Here is a 19,629-nt window from a genome sequence, read left to right as displayed (position 1 = left end):
CAGCCTTCTTTTTGGTGGTTAAATGCAGTAGCCGCCAGCGCGAAGATCATGAGGGCTTAGACCAGCCATGATGAGCTCTCGCGGGGCTTGCCGGGTCAGCGCGTCACCTCGCCCAATGCGTCGCCCCAAACGCCCCGGGCCCGGAGTTCTCATTAGTACTGAATATATAGCCTGCCTCTTTGGCGCCCGCGCCGCCAAGATAGCCGCGAAGGGTCGTATTTGAGCCGATATAGGTGCCAACAAGTTCGCCCGTCGACCATACATCACCCTTGGAATGCACGTCGACTCGGGCACCGCCGCCCGTCGCGATGAGGCTGGTAGCGAATGTGCGCGCGGCGAAATCAACATCAAGGCGAGGGTCCTGGACGGTGGCGACCACCGGCGATGCGCCTACCCCGCGGATGTATACCTCGCTACTGGCCAGGTTGAAGGCTGCGCGTCCTTCGTGTGGTAGGACAAGCTCCGTATCCTTGACGCGGTTGATGAAGTAGCCCTCGACGTTCATCCCAGTCCCATAATTGCCGTTGCGCAGTTTTTCCAGCGCTGCCGAGTCGGCCGGCAGATCGGCAATCGCCTTCCATCTTCCCCACAGGATTTCAGGCGGTTTGGGAACGGGAGGCGGAGGCGGCACAACCACCACGGGCGGCTGCGGCGACGGTGGAGTTACCGGGGCCGGCGGCAGAGCCGAGCCGGACAAGATATCGCTTCCCTTCTTGGGCTCCAGATTAACGTCACTGCCTGCATGCGCAGCATCGCTCGCTGCCGACTTGACCGGCGGCTCGTCCTTGCGCGGCGGCGCACTCAAATCAGGCGACAGGCTGTTGTTGCGCAGAAGTTGCGGCGCAGCCTGCCCTTTCTGCACCTGCAAGAGCTGGCCGGTCTGTTCCGCGAACAGTTCGCGGCTGCTGCCTCCCTCGCAGGGGCCGGCACCTTCCGGGCCGCAGCCAGCCGAGAAACCGCTGACCACCACCGCGCCTGAAATCACGGTGATACGCGAGGTTTGCTGGTCGGTAAAGACGGTGAAGTCGGTTCCGCGCACGCCGATGGCGGCAACAGGTGTATTGAAGCGGAAATTCTGGCGCGCCTTCTTGACGCCCTCGCCGGAAATGGCACGCGCAACGCCGCTCAGGAGTTCGAACTTGACGCGGGTGTTGGCGGGGTTCTGTGCATCTATATGGTAGGCAACGACTTTGGCACGGGTCGCGGGACGCAGGATCAGGAAACCGTTGTCGACGGTTTTTACGTAAACGTAACCGTCCGCGCCGGTGGTGATCTCGTCGCCTTCCTGCACCGCATCGCCAAGCGCGATGGCGTGGCTGGCCACATGCGCCTGGCCGGTCACGAAAACAATGCGGCCCGCCTCGCCGGCCTGCGCGAGGCCGGAAGCGATGAGCAGGGCAGCAACGAAAGCGAATCGAGTAGCGAACCGACTAGACATGACACTATCTCCTTGTGTGCCATTGTGCCCTCCACGGCAACACTTTCTGTGACAACTGTCACATTTTGTAATCAGAATTTTCAATTTGTTGCATTTCGGGCGGCTTTTTCGGGTTTGTTATGTTTTTTATAATATTGTCCACGGAAAACACGAAAAACACGGAAAGGGTCAGGACGTGGAGCTTCTTTATTCGCGGGAATACTATTTGGTTCGAGGGGCGGTGTTTGAGGTTTATCGGGAGATGGGGCCTGGGTTTCTGGAAGCCGTTTATCAAGAATGTTTGGGAAGGGAATTTGCCAGGTGCGGCATCCCGTTTGTTGCGCAGCCAGGGCTGAATCTGGTCTATAAAGGTGAGCGGCTCAAGCAAACATTTATTCCCGACTTTATCTGTTTTGGATCCGTTATTGTTGAGCTGAAGGCACTCGGCAGCACGACGGGCGAACACAAGGCGCAGGTGCTGAATTACCTGCGGGCTACAGGAATGCGGGTAGGCCTGCTCGCCAATTTCGGCTGTTATCCAAAGGCGACGATCGAGCGGATTGTGCGATGAAGACAGCGGTTGCGCCAAAGGCAGGGAAATTCAAATGGTCACCGGGAGCATTTTTGTGGCTTTTGTGTCTGTTGTAGACATGAAAACGGTTGGAGCCTGCATGGAAGCCGTCAAGAGTTCGGAATGAAGTTCTATCCAAAAACTCTCTTTCCGTGTTTTTCGTGTTTTCCGTGGACAAAATGCTTTTCCGTTAACACCCAAAATCATGGGATAGTCCGGCGCGATACATGGAGCTATACTTGCCGGCTGTTAATCAAATAAAACACGTCTGTGCGGCGTCTGTGGAGACCGGAAGTCGCATCAGGTTTTTTACCAAGCCATCCCGCCTGCCCTTCATGCGCTTTCCGTCTGTTGCTGTCATGCGGTCGCTTATCGCACTGGTTGCGATTACATTGACGATCTGGTCGGAATGGATGCCTGCGCCGACGTCGTCGTACCTGGCGAATGAATGGCTGCGTGACCACTTCATCCGCCTGCGCGCCTCTACCTCGCCGGAATCCCGCTTGGCGGTGATCGATATCGATGAGAACAGCCTGACGTCCGTCGGGCCGTGGCCCTGGCCGCGGGAACGGATTGCAGCGCTGCTCGAAAACCTGCTCGGCAGTTATAACGTGCGGGGCGTTGCACTCGATATGGTGTTTCCCGAACCGGCGGACGCGGCTGGCGATACCCGCCTCGCGATGCTGGCGCAGCACGGGCCGGTGGTGCTGGCGCAGGCGTTCGACTATTCGGTGCAGCCCTTGGGGGTGCGCGTCGGGCGCGTTGTCGGCGGCGATCGCTTGCCGGAGAGCAGAACGTTTCCCAAGGCAACGGGATTTATCGGCAACCATGCGGGCCTGGCGCAGGCGGCGCATGTCGGGAACATCGGCTTCGTGCCTGACGACGACGGCATGATCCGCCGCTTGCCGGTCATGACCTCGTTCGATGGCCGGATTTATCCAAGCTTGTCAAGGGCCCTGATGGGGTGCTGCGTAACAAACGGTAACCGCCCGGCGACTACCGACCGGCAGGGATTCCGGCGCATTCCGTTCGACCGCGACTGGTCGGCCTATACTGTCATTCCGGCTTCCGCGATTCTGAACCAGAGCGCGCCGCCGGCTGTCTTGCAAGGACGGCTGGTGGTGGTCGGCTCTTCCGCGCTTGGTCTGACCGATCGCGTGGCGACACCGCTGCTCGCCTCGACACCCGGCATGCTGGTGCATGCGGCCGCCCTCTCCTCCCTGCTGGACGAGGAAGCCGGTGTTGCACCATCGCAGTGGCCGGGGCGATGGATTGCGATGATCTTCACCGTACTGGTTGCGCTCATGGCGACATATACCTTTCCCCGCCTGTCGGCCGTGGCGAATGTCGGCCTGCTGGTGCTGGCTTCGCTGCTGTGGCTGGGACTGGCTTACGTGCTCAGCCCGCACGACGCGAGTTTTTCCACCACGGCGCCGCTGGCGGCCAACCTGTTCCTGCTCGCCGTGGCGGTGCCGTTCGACTGGCAGCTTGCGCAGCGCAAGTCGCGGCAGTTGCTCGGCACCTTGCGCCAGTACGTGGCGAAGGCGGTGGTCGATGAGTTGCTGCGCCGCGGTCTGAAAGATCCGCTGACGCCGCAACGCCTGAACGTGACGACGCTGATCGCGGACATGGAGGGTTACACCGGCCAGGTGGAATCGCTGACCATGGAAGAAGCGGCGCAGCTCACGCGCGACTTCCTCGCCTGCCTGACCAAGCCGGTGCTGGAGAAGCACGGCACCATCGACAAGTTCACCGGCGACGGGCTGGTGGCGTTCTGGGGCGCGCCGCTGCCGATCGATGACCACGCCGACCTGGCGCTCGATGCAGCGCAGGAGATGGTCGTGGCGGTGCGGCGTTTCAGCGCGGAACGGCCGGGAAAGAAGCCGTTGCGGGTACGCATCGGAATACAAAGCGGCGTGGCGATGGCCGGCGACTTCGGCACATCCTCGCGCAGCATTTATACGGCGGTGGGCGACAGCGTGAACGTGGCCTCGCGCCTGGAACAGCTCGCGCGCGAATTCCCGCATGACATCATCGTCGGCCAGGGAACGGCGGAGCGCGCCAAGCGGCACAGCCTGATGTATCTCGGCGAGAAGCTGCTGCGTGGGAAGGAGCACCCGACCAAGCTCTACACGCTGGAGCCGGCCGCATGATGCGCATGGGCAGGTTCATCCTGCGCATCATGCTGCTGTCGCTGCTGTCAATGCTGTTCGCTGGAATGGCCGAAGCAGTGGGTGGCGCGCCTTTCGACGGCAGCAAGACCTTACTCGCGCAGCAGGACCTGTACATGGATGCGATGCATTCGATCGCCGAGGGCCGGCCAGACGAGGCGAGCGACGCGCTGATGCGCATGATCGAGCAGGAGCCGCAACATGCAGGCGCCTGGCTGGATCTGGCGATCATCCAGTGCGAACTCGGGCATGCGGTGGAAGCCGAAAGGCTGTTCCAGATCATCGAGGAGCGGTTTGCGCCGCCGCCGGGCATCCGGGAAGTAATCGCTGCCCATCGCGCGAAAGGCTGCAAGGGCTGGGAGGCGCGCAACCAATGGTCGCTCGCGCTGGGACGCGGCGTGGACAGCAACGTGAACCAGGGCGCGAGCAGCCCGAACTTCAGCATCGGCAGCGGCAGCTCGCGCATCGACCTGCAACTGGCGCCGGAATACCTGCCGCAGCATGACCAGTACACCCTGCTTGCGGCGGAATACTCGCGCGACCTTGCCCAAGATGGCAGCGTCGGCTTCGTGCAGCTGCGATCGCGCGTGAACGACTCACTGACTCGCTACAACACCACCGCGCTGCGTTTCGGCCTCGAGCATCCGTGGCGCATGGGCGACTGGGGCTTGCGCACTACCGGCGCGCTGGGATTCCTGACGCTCGGCAACCAGCTCTACCAGAAACAGGGGCAGCTTCAGCTGCGCGTGGCGCCGCCGCTCTCGCTGCCCGAACATTTCCGGTTCAACGCCCTGACCGGACTGACACGCGTGCAGTACGACACGCTGGCCAACTACGACTCGAATACCATCGAGGCCGGCGGGATCCTGATGTACCAGGACAGCAAGACGCGTGTCGAGGCCAGTGCCGGCTACCTGACCGACCGCGGCGCCGCGGCGCGCCTGGGCGGCAACCGTAGCGGCTGGTATGCGGGAATCCAGGGAAATGTCCGGCTGGGTCATGACATGACCGGCGAACTGGGCTGGTCGCAACAACACTGGCTGAGCACCACGCCGTATTCGCCCGGCCTGATCGACCAGATCCGCCGGCAGGACACGCAGCTGCTGCGGGCGGCGCTTATCGTTCCGATAAAACCACAGCATTCGTTGCAAATTGAAGTGCGGCAAGTTCGGAATAACGAGAATATTTCGATTTTTCAATATAATAGCCAGCTACTACAGGTGAGTTGGCAATGGGTTGGGAACTGATTCTTTTCATGTGTGGCGCGCTGGCGATTCCGGCCGGCTGCCTGGTGCCGGCGCGCTGGCTTCCTCGGCTTCCGAACGACAAGCTGCTTCACTTTCTGGCCTTTGGCGGAATGGCCATGCTGGCAGAGCGCATCGCTCATAATCGTTCTGAACAGGTTTCCTGGCTGATCGGGTTGTTTATCGCCGGCTGGGTGATCGAATGCTTGCAATCCTGGGTGCCGGACCGCAATTTCTGCTGGCGCGACATGGCGGCCAACACGGCCGGCATACTCTGTGCAGCAATCTTTTCCCAAGTGGCGATCAGCTTATGACGCAAACCAGTTTACAGGTGACGGATTCCGACGAAGGCCAGGTGCCGGCGCCCGCCGCACCCGTACCGGAAGCGGATGGCAAGGCACAGGAGCGGGTGAACATCCAGATTCACCTGCGCAAGATCCCGCTGCTCGCCAACCTGACCGACGAGGAAATGGCGAAGGTCAAGGCAGACATCCGCATCCGGCAATACGCGCGGCGCGACATCGTGCTGCAAAAGGGCGGCAACGGCGACTGCCTGCTGTTCCTGCTCTCGGGCCAGCTTCAGGTCATCGACATCACCGAGGACGGGCGCGCGATCGGTCTGCGCATCCTGACGCCGGGCGACTTCTTCGGCGAAATCGCCGTGATCAACAATTCCAAGCGCTCGGCCTCGGTCGTGGCGCTCACGCCGGTTCTGGTCGCGCTCCTGCCGGCGGCGACCGCGCTGCACCTGTTTTCGCACTCGCCTTCGGTGGCCAACCAGATGCTGCGGCACCTCGCGCAGAAGATCCAGCGCGATTCCGAATTCCGCGCCCTGCTCAGCATTCACAATACCGCCAAGCGCATTTATACCTTCATCGCACTGCTGAAGAAGAAGGAAGACAGCGACGTGGAAGTCGTGGAAAACCTCCCGACCCACCAGGATATCGCGAACATGATCAACACCAGCCGCGAAACGGTCACGCGGACCATCCTGACGCTGGTCAATCAAGGCATCGTCAAGAAGGATTCGCACCGGTTGATCATCATCAATCCTGACGCCCTGCAAAAATTGGTGCAAAGCTAAAACGCCCGGATCTGCTCTATAATCAGGCGTTTATCATTGGCACAACAATAATAAATGCCGCGGCGCTTTGCGCCCGGATCCCTGCACCTGCCTGATTGGCATACGGCACTGGGAGCGACGTGTGCCGTGCGGATTCCGACGGCAAGACAATGGCCGTCGCTTCTGCAAACTTCTCCCAAGTCCGGATCAATGACCGATTTGTTCTACAAAGCCTACGAAGACCGCCACCGCGGGTCGCGCGAGCTCATCAAGTCGCGCCTGCGCGCCTACCTCCCCTTTCTCAAGCCGCTCGCCACCGCGCGCGGCCCGGCAACCGCGTTCGACCTGGGATGCGGCCGCGGAGAATGGCTGGAATTGCTGGGTGAGGCCGGGTTCGATGCGACTGGCGTGGATCTTGACGAAGGCATGCTGTCCGAGTGCGGCAAACGCGGGCTGGACGCGCGACGCGGCGATGCGCTCACCACCTTGCGCGCGTTGCCCGACAACTGCAAGACGCTGGTCTCGGCATTTCATGTGGTCGAGCATATGCCTTTCGACGACATGCGCACGCTGGTGGAAGAAAGCCTGCGCGTGCTGGCGCCGGGCGGTCTGCTGATCCTCGAGACGCCGAACTCGGAAAACCTGATGGTCGGCGCCTATGAGTTTTACAAGGACCCGTCGCACACCCGGCCGGTCCCCTGGGAGCTGCTGCAGTTCGTGGTAGAGCATGCCGGCTTCCAGCGCAACGCCGTCCTGCGGCTGCAGGAACGCCCCGAGCTGCGCAATGGAGCGAACATCCGCCTGATCAACGTGCTCGGCGGCGTCAGCCCGGATTATGCGGTCGTGGCGCAGAAGAACGCGGACGGCGAACTTCTTTCCCTGCTCGACCAGGCATTCAGTTTTCATTATGGCCTCTCGCTGGAGTCGCTTGCGCAACGCTACGACGCGCAGTTCGACAAGCGGCTCGCGGCCATCGAGGCTGTCGCGGCACAATCCGAAACTCGCGCCGCGCAGGCAGCGCAGCAGGCGCAAGACCGCATCAATCAGCTTGAACAGCGGCTTGCGCAACTGGATGCGCAATTGCATGCGCAACTCGACGCGGTTTACCGCAGCAACTCGTGGCGTGTGACCGCACCGCTGCGCGCCCTGGGAAGCCAGGCGAGCCGCATCAGGGCGGCCATGCGCGGCAATGCGCTGGCCGTCGCCGCCCGACGGGGCGTCAAGTCCGTCCTGCGCAAGTTCGGCCATGCCGTGCAGCGCAATCCGACGCTCAGGCAAGCCGCGCTTGGATTGCTGAACCGCATGCCGGGCCTGAAGCGCCGCCTGCACGGCATCATCTACGCGGCGGGCGATGCATCGGCTGTCATGCCCACGCAACGCGAGCCGGAATACCTTCCGCCGCGCGCGATGGGCATCTATACGGAATTAAAGAAAATGATGGGACGGGAAACCAGCTGATGCGTATCGTCATCGATCTACAAGGTGCGCAGACGGAGAACCGTTTCCGGGGCATCGGCCGTTATATTTCTTCGTTTGTCCTCGCGCTGGCACGCAACGCGGGCGAGCATGAGATCTGGCTCGTGCTGAATGCGGCCTTCCCGGACAGCATCATCGATATCAGGCATGCCTTTCGCGACCTCGTTCCGGCCGCACGCATCCGGGTCTTCAAGGCGCCATTTCCGACGGCGGAAATCGATGCCGCCAATGCCTGGCGCGCGCGTGCGGCGGAAATTATCCGCGAACATTTCATCCAGCAGCTTCGCCCGGACGTGGTCCTGGTGTCCAGCCTGTTCGAGGGCTTGTTCGACAACGCGGTGGCATCGATCGGCACGTTCACGAGCGGCGCGAGCACGGCCGCCATCCTGTACGACCTGATTCCTCACCATAATCCATCGGTCTATCTGCCCACGCCTGCCCATCGGCAGCATTACGAGCGGAAGATCGCTTCGCTACAGCGCGCCGGCCTGCTGCTCGCGATTTCCGACTATTCGCGCCAGGATGCCATCGACGCCCTGGGGCTGCCGCCGGAACGCGTGGTGAGCATTTCCGCCGCAATCGATGCACGTTTCGGCATGCAGGAGTACGCGCAGCGGGAAGCCGCAACGCTGCTCGCGCGTTACGGGATCACGCGCAAGGCTGTCATGTACGCGCCTGGCGGGTTCGATCCACGCAAGAATTTCGAGGGGCTGATCCAGGCTTATGCGCTGCTTCCGGCGGATCTGCGGGCCGGGCACCAGCTGGTCATCGCCAGCAAGATCAGCGATGGCGACCGCGCCAGGATGGCGGGGCTTGCCGAGCAGGCCGGACTGAAAGGCGATGAACTGGTGCTGACCGGCTACGTCTCCGATGACGACCTGGTCGGGCTCTACAATCTCGCGACCCTGTTCGTATTCCCTTCGAAACACGAAGGCTTCGGGCTTCCGGTGCTCGAAGCCATGGCATGCGGCGCCCCGACCATCGGCTCCGGCAGCACGAGCATTCCGGAAGTGATCGGGTGGGATGAGGCGATGTTCGATCCGGCATCGCCCCGCTCCATTGCCGACAAGATGCAGCGCATGCTGGGTGATGATGCGTTGCGCGCCGAACTGCGCAAGCATGGACTGCAGCAGGCACAACAATTTTCCTGGGATGCGAGCGCCCGGCGCGCGCTGGCGGCGTTCGAGGCCTGGCTGCCGACGCTACAGGAACACGCCGGTACAGAGGCGGTAAGCACCGATTCGGCATCCATGCTCAAAGCGATCGCCGGCATCGATGCCACGCCGCAGCCCTCCGACCAGGATCTGGCTGCAGCGGCGGATGCGATTGCTTTCAACACGGCTGGCGGGAGTCCGCTCCAGTTGCTGCTGGATATTTCGGAACTCGTCGAGCGTGATGCGAAATCGGGCATCCAGCGCGTGGTGCGCAGCATCCTGCTGGAATTGCTGAAGAATGCGCCCGACGGATACCTGGTGCGGCCGATCTATTTCGACGGCAGCCGCTACCGCCAGGCCGACGCGTTCACCGCCCGTTTTCTGGGCAAAGCTGCGCCGGAAGACGCGGACCCGGTGGCGGAGTTCAACCAGGACGATATTTACCTCGGCCTTGACCTGCACGCACACTTCACGCGCGCCTTGCATCCGCTGCACATGCAACTGAAAAGCCTGGGCGTGCAGGTGTACTTCGTGGTCTACGACATCCTGCTGGTGCAGCGCCCGGACTGGTGGCATCCGGGCACCTCCGATGTATTCGAGGAATGGCTGTGCAGCATCGCGCAGGCCGGAACAGGGCTGGTCTGCATTTCCGAAGCGGTGGCCGAGGACGTGCGCCAGTGGCTGCGGACCAACAAGCCATCGCGCCCCGACCTGCCCGCCGTCAGCAGCTTCCATCTCGGTGCCGACGTCGAGAGCAGCGCGCCGAGCAAGGGACTGCCGGAGAATGCGGCCGACGTGCTGCGCGCGCTGGGTACCAGCCCGAGCTTCCTGATGGTCGGCACGCTGGAGCCGCGCAAGGGGCACGCCCAGACACTGGCCGCATTCGAACTGCTCTGGTCGCGCGGCACGAACGCCAACCTGGTCATCGTCGGCAAGAACGGATGGCTGGTGGATGCGCTGGTCAAGAAGCTGCGTCATCATCCCGAGCTGAACCGGCGGCTGTTCTGGCTGGAGGGCATCAGTGACGAATACCTGGAACAGGTGTATGCGAGCAGCACCTGCCTGATTGCGGCGAGCGAAGGCGAAGGCTTCGGACTTCCTCTCATCGAAGCGGCGCAGCACCGCTTGCCTATCATCGCACGCGACATCCCGGTATTTCGCGAGGTGGCGGGCGAACATGCGTTTTACTTCAACGGGCTTGAGGCGGACGCCCTGGCCAACGCGATCAGTGCCTGGTTGAACCTGCATGCCAAGGGCCGGGAGCCGCAGTCGCACGACATGCCCTGGCTGACATGGCAACAAAGCGCCGGGCAATTGCTGGGCAGGATACTGCCGCCGCCCCTCCCCCGTTAGGCCGCCACCATGACAAAGACTGCCAATCACCACTCTCTTGCGGGCCGGCTCAAGTGCTTCATCTCCAACATCATTCGCATCAACCGTCTGCGCGAGCAGTCGGACGCCCATGAAGCCCAACTGGAATGGCTGCGCACGGTAGCACAAGCATCGCAGCCTCGGCTCGACGCACTCGAAGGCATCACCAACACCGACCGGGATCGCATCGAAACCCTCGAGGCCACCGCGCGCGAAGCGCAGCAACTGGCGGCGTCGCTGCAACAGCGGCTCGATGCGCTGGAAGCGATCGCAGCCTCAGAGCGGCTGGAGCGGCTTGAAACCTCCGTCACGCCGGCAATACAGAGAGTGATTGCCGGCGAGGTCCATGGCCAGGTGCGGAACTTCCAGAAGCGCCTCGACCAGGAAAGGCTGTTCAACCCGCTTCCCGTGCAACGACCCAGGCTGGCTTACCTATCCCCGCTGCCGCCGGAGCGCAGCGGCATCAGCGATTACAGTGCCGAACTGCTGCCGGAACTTGCGCGCTACTACGAGATCGAGGTCATCGTCGCACAGGCAGAGGTTGCCGATCACTGGGTGCAGGCCTACTGCCCGGTGCGCAGCGTCGAGTGGTTCGAGGAACACCTGGACGATTATGCGCGCGTGCTCTATCAGTTCGGCAACAGCCCTTACCACTCGCACATGTTCGGATTGCTGCGGCGGCACCCCGGCGTGGTGGTGCTGCACGACTTTTTCCTGAGCAGCGTGTTGGCGTATGAGGAGAGCACGGGCGCCATGCCGGGGGCGTGGACGCAAGCCCTTTACCATTCTCATGGCTATATGGCTGTCAGGGACAGCTTCGGCGCCAACGGTATCGAGTACGCAAGGAACACCTATCCGAGCAACCTCGAGGTGCTGGAACGGGCGCGCGGCGTCATTGTGCATTCCGGGCACGCGCGGGAGCTCGCATGCCACTGGTACGGCGAGCATGCGGCCGATGACTGGCGGCTTGTTCCACACTTGCGCGTGCCGGTCGGGTCAGTTGACCGGGCCGGGTCGCGACAGGCGCTCGGCATCGATGAAAACGACTTCGTGGTGTGCAGCTTCGGGTTCATCGATCCGGTAAAACTCAGCCATCGGCTGCTCGATGCTTGGCTGGGCTCGGCACTGAAGGATGATCCACGCTGCCGGCTTGTCTTCGTGGGCGCGAACCACCCCGGTGAATACGGCGATCGGATTGCCGAACGCATTCGCAACAGCGGATGCCAGGACAGGATACGGATTACCGGCTGGGCCGACGATGCCGTGTACAAGCAATATCTGCAGGCGGCGGACGCGGGCGTGCAGTTGCGTGGCGTGTCGCGCGGCGAGACCTCCGGCTCGGTCTTGCACTGCATGAATCATGGCCTGCCTACCATCGTCAACGAGAACGGCTCGATGGCCGAGCTGCCGCCGGATGCCGTGTGGCGGATACCGGAGGCATTCAGCGATGGCGAGCTCATTTCGGCCCTCGAGTGCCTGCGCACGGATGACGCAAGACGCGGGCAACTTGGTGCGGCGGCAAAGGAATTCATTCGCATGCACCACGATCCGGCGGTGTGCGCGAAGCTGTATGCGGATGCGATCGAGGCCGCCTACCATGCGCCGGTACACCACATGCCCTCCCCGCGCCAGTTGCTGGTGGATGTCTCGACCATCGCGCGCAACGATCTGCAGACCGGGATAGAGCGCGTGGTCCGGGCACAGCTTTCCGCCTTGTTCGACAAGCCGCCCGCCGGCTTGCGCGTCGAACCGGTCTATCTCAGCGATGAGGGCGGCGCCTGGCATTATCGTTATGCGCGCGCTTACACAAAGAAACTGCTCGGCATCGAGAATGCCATGCTGGAGGATGCCGTGGTGGAAGTCTCCGCCGGCGACGTGCTCTACAGCCCTGATTTCTGCCCTTTCGCGGTTGTCGAGGCGGCGCGAAGCGGCCTGTATGCGGACTGGCGCGCTCGAGGGGTGGAGGTCAATTTCCTGATCCACGATGTCCTGCCCGTCCTGCGGCCCGAGTTTTTTCCGGAACACGCCGATCAACTGCATGCGCAGTGGCTCACCACGATTGCAGGGCAGGCGGACAGGCTGTTGTGCATCTCGCGGGCCGTTGCCAACGAAACCCGCGACTGGTTGCGGCAACACAGCCGGATTGATGCGGATCGCCTCGACATTGCCGTCCTCCACCACGGCGCCAATATTTCGGCCTCCTTCCCTTCCACTGGAATGCCGGACGATGCAAACCAGGTGCTGGCGGACATTGCGCAGACGCCAAGCTTCCTGATGGTTGGCACGATCGAGCCGCGCAAGGGACATCTGCAGGCCCTGGCAGCCGTCGAGCGGCTGTGGCAGGACGGCCGGCAAGTGAAACTGGTCATCGTCGGCAAGGAAGGCTGGACTGCCCTGCCCGACAGCCAGCGCCGGACAATTCCGCACATCGTCGAACGCCTGCGCCATCATCCCGAACTGGGCAAGCGCCTGTTATGGTTGCAGGACGTGAGCGATGAGTATCTGCAAAAACTCTACGCTGCCTGCACCTGCCTGCTCTTCGCCAGCGAAGGGGAAGGTTTCGGCCTGCCGCTGATCGAAGCATCACGTCACAACCTGCCGATCATCGTGCGCGACTTGCCGGTGTTCCGCGAAGTCGCGCAGCAGCACGCTTATTACTTCAAGGGCCTGGAAGCGGATGAACTTGCTTCGGCGATCAGCGTCTGGCTGGCTCTGCATGCGGAAGGAAGAGCCCCCTCTTCCTCCGGCATGCCATGGCGGACATGGGCTGAGAACGTCGCGCAACTGGAGAGCATCCTGGCGACACGCCCGCATCGGCACGCCGGCCCGGTCAGCGCTGCATTCTCTACCGCGCCTTCGGACGCGTCGCTAACATGAATCTTCGGAGAGCGGCATTGCAAAGACCGAACCCCGCACTAGCTGCCAACAGCCGGCTGTTATCGTTCCTGTGGCAGGATCTGTCGCCGGCGAGCGCCTATGGGCTGGCGACTTTCATCGCCCTTGTATTCATCTGGCACATCTATCCGCTCAGCTCGCTGCTCGGGCATGGGCGCTTCTTCGAGGAGGGCGATGCTTCCCAGCATGTCGCCGGCTGGCTGTTCTACGTGCGGGACAGCTGGCATTTTCCTTTGCTGCATACCGAGCGGCTGAATCATCCGGACGGCGTCAGCATCGCGTTTACCGACAGCATTCCGCTGGCCGCGCTCCTGTTCAAACCATTTGCGCGCTGGCTTCCCGATGGATTTCACTATCTCGGCTTGTGGCAGGCGGTGGCATTCCTTACCCAGGCGATTGCCGCCATGTTCCTCATGCGTGCGCTCGGCGTGCGCCATCTGCTCGCCGGCCTGGCTGCGGTCCTGTTTGCCGTCACCTGGCCGGCACTGCTGTTCCGTGGCGCGGCACATATTGCCTTGATGACCCACAGCCTTATTCTATTCAGCCTGGCGTTCTATTTTCTCGGCCGCGGCGGCCGCTGGTCCGGCAAGCGCACCACGGTGGCCTTCATCGCAGTCAATGTGATCGGCCTCGTCATCCATCCGTATTTCCTGGCGTTCTGCTACGCATTGTTCATCGCCTTCCTGGCGGATCAGGCGCTGGCCCGCGAAGGCTGGATGAAACAGGTGCCGAGGCTGCTGGCTTCCGTCGTCGTGATCTGTGCGGTCGGCTATGTGCTCGGCTATTTCGGCCAGCGGACCCAGGCCGCCGGCTTCGGCATCTTCTCGATGAACGTGTTTGCGCCATTCTGCGCCTCGGACCTTGGTGGCGTGTACTGGTGCCCGTTCGATGGCAGCGGCAGCCAGGGAGAGGGGTTCAACTATCTCGGGGCGGGCGCCCTCGTCATGCTCTTTTACCTCATTGCCACGCAGTGGGAAGCCATCAAGGCGCAGCGGTGGCACTATCCTGCGCTTGTCACCATCCTGGTGCTGTTCGTGGTCTATGCGCTGTCCAACACGGTATATGCCGGGCCATTCAAGGTGCTGACCTATGCGCTGCCAGAGCTGCTGGACCGGCTGACCGGCACCTTCCGGGTGAGCGGGCGCTTCTTCTGGGTGCCGGGTTACATGATCCTCTTCGGGATGCTGGCGGCGCTGCTGCGCAAGCCTTCCTGGCGCGGCGTGGCAGTGCTGGCGATTGCGCTGCCCTTGCAATGGGTTGATGGAGAGCATCTGCGGGATCGCCTGAGCACCAATGCAGCAAGGCCCGGCAGCAATGACCTTGCGCCATGGACGGGCGTGGCGGCCAATATCGAGAAGATACACATCTACCCGGCTTTCGGCTGCCAGACCACGAACGATACCGAGGTCTACTGGTTCTTCCAGCGCGTCGCGGCCCGGTACGGGAAATTGCTCGATACCGGGTACATTGCCCGCCCGAACGTGGATTGCGCAAAGAACAGGCAGGAATTCGAAGCCCCGTTCCTGGAACGCCATCTCTATGTCATGTCCGCCGAGTTGCTGGCAACCCCTGCCGCAGTCCCTGCCGGCTTCGGGACAGCATTACAGGCGGGCAATTGTTCCAAATGGGAAAATGCCATCCTTTGCCAGCCCCGGCTCCCGGAACATTACTGGCAGACAACCGGCCTCGGGATGGAGCAGGTCAGCCCGATGACGGCGGGCACAGGCAAATAGAAAAGGTCACAATTTTCCTCTTGCGTGAAATTCAACATTGCCGGGACAATTGCAATACACTCTCGCTGGCGAGCGTGCGCAACACTCCGGTGTCGCGCAAACGCCGAGGGCAGATCGCGCAACGACTGCCTTGTGTCGACGGGGCGGCGCATCACCCCGTCGCATGGTCACGTCATCTCCCAACAATAGGACGCACACACTGTGGGGCACTTAATAAGCTTGGTCGTTCCGGTCTATAACGAAGAGGCGATCATTCTCGACAATCTCGCGGCCATCCTCAGGGCCGCACACGCGGATTGGTACGAACTGGAGCTGATCGCAGTCGATGACGGCTCAAGGGACCGCAGTGCCCAGCAAATTGAAAAGGCGGCGGCGATGGACCCGCGCATCCGCGGCGTCTCATTCACCCGCAACTTCGGCAAGGAAGCGGCCATCCATGCCGGGCTCGCGCATGCCAAGGGCGATGCGGTGGTCGTGCTGGACGGCGACCTGCAACATCCGCCGGAACTGATCCCGACGATGGCCGACTACTGGCGAAAAGGGTTGTCCGTCGTTGAAGCGGTGAAGGCCGACCGTGGCAATGAACGCATGCACGACGGCTTGTTCGCCCATGCCTTCTACGCCCTGTTCCGGCGTTTCGCGGGCCTCGACCTGAAAGGCCATTCCGACTTCAAGCTGCTCGATCGCGAAGTGGTGGACACATACCTCACATTCCCGGAACGCCAGCGTTTCTTTCGCGGCATCATCGGCTGGGCAGGCTATCCCAGCGCGCAAATACCGTTCTCGGTGGCCGAGCGCGCGGGCGGCACGACGAGCTGGAGCAAGCTCAAGCTGCTGCGTTACGCGATCAACAACATCACCAGTTTCTCCAGCCTGCCCCTGAAGCTCGTGTCGCTGCTCGGCATGGCCACGCTGGCCTTCGGCGGCGTCATCGGCGTGCTAAGCCTGCTCCGGAAATTCGAAGGCAAGGCCATCGACGGCTTCACGACCGTCAATCTCCTTGTCATTGTCATCGGCGGCGCCATCCTCATCAGCCTGGGGATCATCGGCCATTACATTGCCCGCCTGTATGACGAGGTGAAGGGACGGCCTGCCTATCTCATCAAACCATCGAAAAAGACCGAGACATGAAAGAAGTGTTCAGCGCATTTCCCAAGACGCGGCCTTATCTGCCGAAGGAAATCGAAGAGATCTATGCCTCGCACTACAAATCCAACCGCGAAGGCGGAACCACGGCGGCCTCGCTGTCGCAGCGGCTGGAGGCCTGGATGCACAGGAAAGTGGCGATGGACCTGGCACGCCGGCCGCAGGCAAGCGTATCGACGCTGGAAATCGGTGCCGGCACGCTGAACCAGTTGCAGCATGAGACGGAAGCGGGGCCGTACGACATCATCGAGCCGTTCAGGGAGCTGTACGCGGGCTCGCCCTTCCTGTCGCGCGTGCGCTCGATCTATGCGGATATCGCGGAAGTGCCGGCCGACCGTATGTACGACCGGATCACGTCGGTTGCAACGTTCGAGCACATCCTGAACCTGCCGGAAGTGGTCGCTCGCGCCGCCCTGCTGCTGAAACCCAACGGCTCATTGCGCACGGCCATCCCGAGCGAAGGCACGGTGTTGTGGACCCTCGGCTGGAAGCTCACGACAGGACTCGAATTCAAGCTCAAGTACGGGCTGGACTACGGGCAATTGATGCGGCATGAGCATGTGAACAAGGCGCACGAAATCAGGGAAGTGCTGGAATTCTTCTTCGACGACGTCGACTGCAGCTGCTTTGGCCCGGCAAAGGCAGTATCCCTGTATCAGTTCTACGCCTGCCGCCGCCCGCGGCTGGAGCGCTGCCGCGATTATCTGGCGTAAGCATCGCGCATGGGACAGTTCATTCGCTATATCATTGTCGGCGTTGCCAACACGATCGTCGGGTACGGCATCATCTTCGGCTGCATGTATCTGCTCGGGATGTCGCCGGAGGCAAGCAATATCGCAGGCTATGCGGTCGGCCTGATGGTGTCGTACGTGTTGAACCGGAATTACACATTCAACAGCACGCAAGGCAGGCGCACGGAATTCATGCGCTTCCTGGTCGTGTTCGCCATCGCCTACGGGCTGAATTTCGTCGCGCTGCTCGTCCTGATCCATCAGCTTGGCGTACACGAAGGCGTAAGCCAGGTGGTGGCCGGCGCGGTCTACGTCGTGTCTGCATTTTTGATGAACAAATATTACGTATTCAAGATTCGCCATGCGGGATGATCTGGCGGCATTGAAGAACGCCGACTCCATGGAAAAAACCTGATGGGCACCATACACGTCAGCAAGCTCGGGAAAGCCTACAAGCAGTACCCGAATCACTGGTCGCGCCTCGCTGAGTGGATGCTGCCGGGCGCGAAACCGCGGCACCAGCTCAAGTGGGTGCTGCAGGACATCAATTTCCACATTCAGCCAGGCGAAGCGGTCGGCATCATCGGCATCAACGGCGCCGGCAAGAGCACGCTGCTCAAGCTGATCACCGGCACCGCGCAGCCCACCACCGGAAGCGTCGCTACCAGCGGGCGCCTCGCCGCGCTGCTGGAGCTCGGGATGGGTTTTCATCCGGACTTCACCGGGCGGCAGAATGCGTACATGTCGGGGCAGCTCATCGGCCTGGGCACGGAAGAAATCACCGAACTCATGCCGCAGATCGAGGCCTTCGCCGAAATCGGCGAATACATCGATCAGCCGGTGCGGGTGTACTCGAGCGGGATGCAGATGCGCCTCGCATTCAGTGTCGCGACCGCGCGGCGGCCCGACATCCTGATTGTGGACGAGGCCTTGTCGGTGGGCGACGCCTACTTCCAGCACAAGAGTTTTGATCGCATCCGCCAATTGCGCGATTCCGGGACCACGCTGCTGATCGTGTCGCACGACAAGACCGCGATCCAGTCGGTGTGCGACCGCGCCATCCTGCTCGATGGCGGGCGGCTGGCGAAGGAAGGCGATCCGGAAGCCATCATGGACTTCTACAACGCGATGCTGGCGGAGCGCGAAAACCAGACGGTACGGCAGGAAGAAGTCGCGCACGGAAAGATCCAGACCGTGTCCGGCTCAGGCGAGGCGATCGTCACGGACATTGCGCTGTTCGACGGACAGGGCGAGCGTGTGGAAGCCGTGGATGTCGGCAGCGCGACCACCTTGCGCATCAAGGTGAAGGTGACGGCGCCGATACCGAAACTGGTGCTGGGTTACATGATCAAGGACCGCCTCGGGCAGCCAATGTATGGCACCAATACAGCACTCAAGGACCTGCCGCTGGAAAACGTGCAGCCGGGTGAGGAGCTGGTCTATTCCTTTGCTTTTCCCATGAACCTCGGCCCGGGCAGCTATTCCATTGCGACCAGCCTCTCCAGCAGCGAGACGCACCTGGTGAACAATTACGAGTGGCGCGACCTGGCGCTTGTGTTCAGCGTCATGAACCTGAGCCACGAAGAATTCGCCGGCTGCACCTGGCTCGATCCTTCCATCGAGATCCAGCGCGGGGAAGGCGCCTGCCTGCAACGGCCCGCCACCGCAGGCACCTGACCCACACACCGGCCCCGCGCAGCTTCACGATCAACCATGACGCACTACATCGGACGCTTCGCCCCCTCCCCGACCGGCCCGCTGCACAAGGGCTCGCTGGTCGCGGCCCTTGCCAGCTTCCTCGACGCGCGCGCGCATCACGGGAAGTGGCTGGTGCGCATCGAGGACATCGACGAAGCGCGCACAGTGCCGGGCGCGGCGGAGGAGATTCTGCAGTGCCTGCGACTCTTCGGGATGCAATGGGACGGCGAAATCGTATGGCAAAGCCGGCGCAAGGATTTGTACCAGGCTGCATTCGAACGGCTCGATGACCATGTCTATCCCTGCGGCTGCACACGGCGCGAGATCACGGATTCGCGCATCGGCATCGCCAGCGATGGCGCGGCGGTCTATCCGGGAACATGCCGCGCCGGACTCGCGCCGGGGAAGACGGCGCGGGCTTACCGCCTGCGTGTGCCGGATATCGCGAATGCCTGCATCAGCTTCGAGGATCGCTGGGTGGGAAAGATCACGCAGAACCTGGCGACCGAGGTGGGCGACTTCGTGCTCCGGCGCGCGGACGGCTTCTGGGCCTATCAGCTGGCAGTCGTAGTGGACGATGCCGACCAGGGCGTGACGCACGTCGTGCGCGGCGCTGACCTGCTCGATTCAACACCGCGCCAGATCTACCTGCAACGCCTGCTCGGTGCGCCGACGCCGTCCTACCTGCATGTGCCTGTGGTGACGAACGACATCGGCGAAAAACTCTCGAAGCAGACCGGGGCACGCGCGCTTGACCTAGCGCGGCCGCTGGAGGAGTTGATTGCCGCCACGCGCTTCCTGAAGTTACCAGTCACTGGGGCAGTCTCAACGGAAGATTTCTGGCAGCAAGCGACAGCAGCCTGGGCGGCGCGCTTCCTGATAAACCCTTGAATCAAACGGAGCGGGACATCGACGGCATGGGAATTTTTTGTCCACTGAAAACACTGAAAACACGGAAA

General features: G+C 62.1%; 15 protein-coding genes. 14 read left to right on the top strand and 1 reads right to left on the bottom strand.

Features of this window, described 5'->3' with window-relative positions; all coding sequences use genetic code 11:
• Positions 1–103 precede the first annotated feature (103 nt).
• Positions 104–1,438: a FecR family protein gene (locus tag VJ698_RS02435; RefSeq protein WP_324101067.1), complete on the bottom strand. Its 1,335-nt coding sequence runs from the start codon at positions 1,436–1,438 to the stop codon at positions 104–106.
• Between the two features lie 175 nt (positions 1,439–1,613).
• Here VJ698_RS02435 and VJ698_RS02430 point away from each other — a divergent pair, with 175 nt between their 5' ends.
• From VJ698_RS02430 to gluQRS, 14 genes are all read left to right on the top strand, one after another.
• A complete protein-coding gene (locus tag VJ698_RS02430) occupies positions 1,614–1,988 on the top strand; it encodes a GxxExxY protein (RefSeq protein ID WP_324101066.1) in 375 nt (124 codons plus the stop codon).
• A 359-nt stretch (positions 1,989–2,347) separates the two neighbouring features.
• Positions 2,348–4,141, top strand: a complete 1,794-nt coding sequence (locus tag VJ698_RS02425) for an adenylate/guanylate cyclase domain-containing protein (protein ID WP_324101065.1) — start codon at positions 2,348–2,350, stop codon at positions 4,139–4,141.
• A complete protein-coding gene (locus VJ698_RS02420; protein WP_324101064.1) occupies positions 4,138–5,406 on the top strand; it encodes a tetratricopeptide repeat protein in 1,269 nt (422 codons plus the stop codon). The genes VJ698_RS02425 and VJ698_RS02420 overlap by 4 nt, the downstream gene beginning before the upstream one ends.
• Positions 5,391–5,717, top strand: coding sequence for a VanZ family protein (locus VJ698_RS02415; protein ID WP_324101063.1), 327 nt, complete (start codon positions 5,391–5,393; stop codon positions 5,715–5,717). Before VJ698_RS02420 ends, VJ698_RS02415 begins: the two co-directional genes overlap by 16 nt.
• The gene (locus tag VJ698_RS02410; protein ID WP_324101062.1) at positions 5,714–6,487 is read left to right on the top strand and encodes a Crp/Fnr family transcriptional regulator; all 774 of its coding nucleotides are present in this window, start codon (positions 5,714–5,716) and stop codon (positions 6,485–6,487) included. Before VJ698_RS02415 ends, VJ698_RS02410 begins: the two co-directional genes overlap by 4 nt.
• A 189-nt stretch (positions 6,488–6,676) precedes the next feature.
• A complete protein-coding gene (locus tag VJ698_RS02405) occupies positions 6,677–7,924 on the top strand; it encodes a class I SAM-dependent methyltransferase (protein WP_324101061.1) in 1,248 nt (415 codons plus the stop codon).
• The gene (locus tag VJ698_RS02400; protein ID WP_324101060.1) at positions 7,924–10,449 is read left to right on the top strand and encodes a glycosyltransferase family 1 protein; all 2,526 of its coding nucleotides are present in this window, start codon (positions 7,924–7,926) and stop codon (positions 10,447–10,449) included. The genes VJ698_RS02405 and VJ698_RS02400 overlap by 1 nt, the downstream gene beginning before the upstream one ends.
• Before the next feature lie 9 nt (positions 10,450–10,458).
• On the top strand, positions 10,459–13,344 hold the full coding sequence (locus VJ698_RS02395) for a glycosyltransferase (RefSeq protein ID WP_324101059.1): 2,886 nt from the start codon (positions 10,459–10,461) through the stop codon (positions 13,342–13,344).
• Positions 13,345–13,361: 17 nt separating this feature from the next.
• On the top strand, positions 13,362–15,095 hold the full coding sequence (locus VJ698_RS02390) for a DUF6311 domain-containing protein (protein WP_324101058.1): 1,734 nt from the start codon (positions 13,362–13,364) through the stop codon (positions 15,093–15,095).
• A 201-nt stretch (positions 15,096–15,296) separates the two neighbouring features.
• Positions 15,297–16,226 carry a glycosyltransferase family 2 protein gene (locus tag VJ698_RS02385; protein ID WP_324101057.1) on the top strand — a complete coding sequence of 310 codons (930 nt, stop codon included), beginning with the start codon at positions 15,297–15,299 and terminating at the stop codon, positions 16,224–16,226.
• Positions 16,223–16,954 (top strand): hypothetical protein, encoded by a 732-nt coding sequence (locus tag VJ698_RS02380; RefSeq protein WP_324101056.1) that lies wholly within the window; start codon positions 16,223–16,225, stop codon positions 16,952–16,954. The genes VJ698_RS02385 and VJ698_RS02380 overlap by 4 nt, the downstream gene beginning before the upstream one ends.
• Before the next feature lie 9 nt (positions 16,955–16,963).
• Entirely contained in the window at positions 16,964–17,344 is a 381-nt protein-coding gene (locus VJ698_RS02375; RefSeq protein ID WP_324101055.1) for a GtrA family protein, read from the top strand.
• 42 nt (positions 17,345–17,386) lie between these two features.
• The gene (locus tag VJ698_RS02370; RefSeq protein WP_324101054.1) at positions 17,387–18,649 is read left to right on the top strand and encodes an ABC transporter ATP-binding protein; all 1,263 of its coding nucleotides are present in this window, start codon (positions 17,387–17,389) and stop codon (positions 18,647–18,649) included.
• A gap of 36 nt (positions 18,650–18,685) precedes the next feature.
• A complete protein-coding gene (gene gluQRS / locus VJ698_RS02365; protein WP_324101053.1) occupies positions 18,686–19,561 on the top strand; it encodes a tRNA glutamyl-Q(34) synthetase GluQRS in 876 nt (291 codons plus the stop codon).
• The last annotated feature ends 68 nt before the right edge of the window (positions 19,562–19,629 follow it).

It is taken from the genome of Noviherbaspirillum sp. (genome assembly GCF_035254685.1).
In the GTDB taxonomy this organism is placed as follows: domain Bacteria; phylum Pseudomonadota; class Gammaproteobacteria; order Burkholderiales; family Burkholderiaceae_D; genus Noviherbaspirillum.
This window is presented reverse-complemented; position numbering and strand designations above follow the sequence as displayed.

Bases quoted from the DNA above. Each gene is read 5' to 3' on its own strand.
- VJ698_RS02420 (WP_324101064.1), top strand. From the start codon at position 4,138: ATGATGCGCATGGGCAGGTTCATCCTGCGCATCATGCTGCTGTCGCTG.
- VJ698_RS02380 (WP_324101056.1), top strand. From the start codon at position 16,223: ATGAAAGAAGTGTTCAGCGCATTTCCCAAGACGCGGCCTTATCTGCCG.
- VJ698_RS02375 (WP_324101055.1), top strand. From the start codon at position 16,964: ATGGGACAGTTCATTCGCTATATCATTGTCGGCGTTGCCAACACGATC.
- gluQRS (WP_324101053.1), top strand. From the start codon at position 18,686: ATGACGCACTACATCGGACGCTTCGCCCCCTCCCCGACCGGCCCGCTG.
- VJ698_RS02400 (WP_324101060.1), top strand. From the start codon at position 7,924: ATGCGTATCGTCATCGATCTACAAGGTGCGCAGACGGAGAACCGTTTC.
- VJ698_RS02395 (WP_324101059.1), top strand. From the start codon at position 10,459: ATGACAAAGACTGCCAATCACCACTCTCTTGCGGGCCGGCTCAAGTGC.
- VJ698_RS02410 (WP_324101062.1), top strand. From the start codon at position 5,714: ATGACGCAAACCAGTTTACAGGTGACGGATTCCGACGAAGGCCAGGTG.
- VJ698_RS02405 (WP_324101061.1), top strand. From the start codon at position 6,677: ATGACCGATTTGTTCTACAAAGCCTACGAAGACCGCCACCGCGGGTCG.
- VJ698_RS02425 (WP_324101065.1), top strand. From the start codon at position 2,348: ATGCGGTCGCTTATCGCACTGGTTGCGATTACATTGACGATCTGGTCG.
- VJ698_RS02435 (WP_324101067.1), bottom strand. From the start codon at position 1,438: ATGTCTAGTCGGTTCGCTACTCGATTCGCTTTCGTTGCTGCCCTGCTC.
- VJ698_RS02370 (WP_324101054.1), top strand. From the start codon at position 17,387: ATGGGCACCATACACGTCAGCAAGCTCGGGAAAGCCTACAAGCAGTAC.
- VJ698_RS02415 (WP_324101063.1), top strand. From the start codon at position 5,391: ATGGGTTGGGAACTGATTCTTTTCATGTGTGGCGCGCTGGCGATTCCG.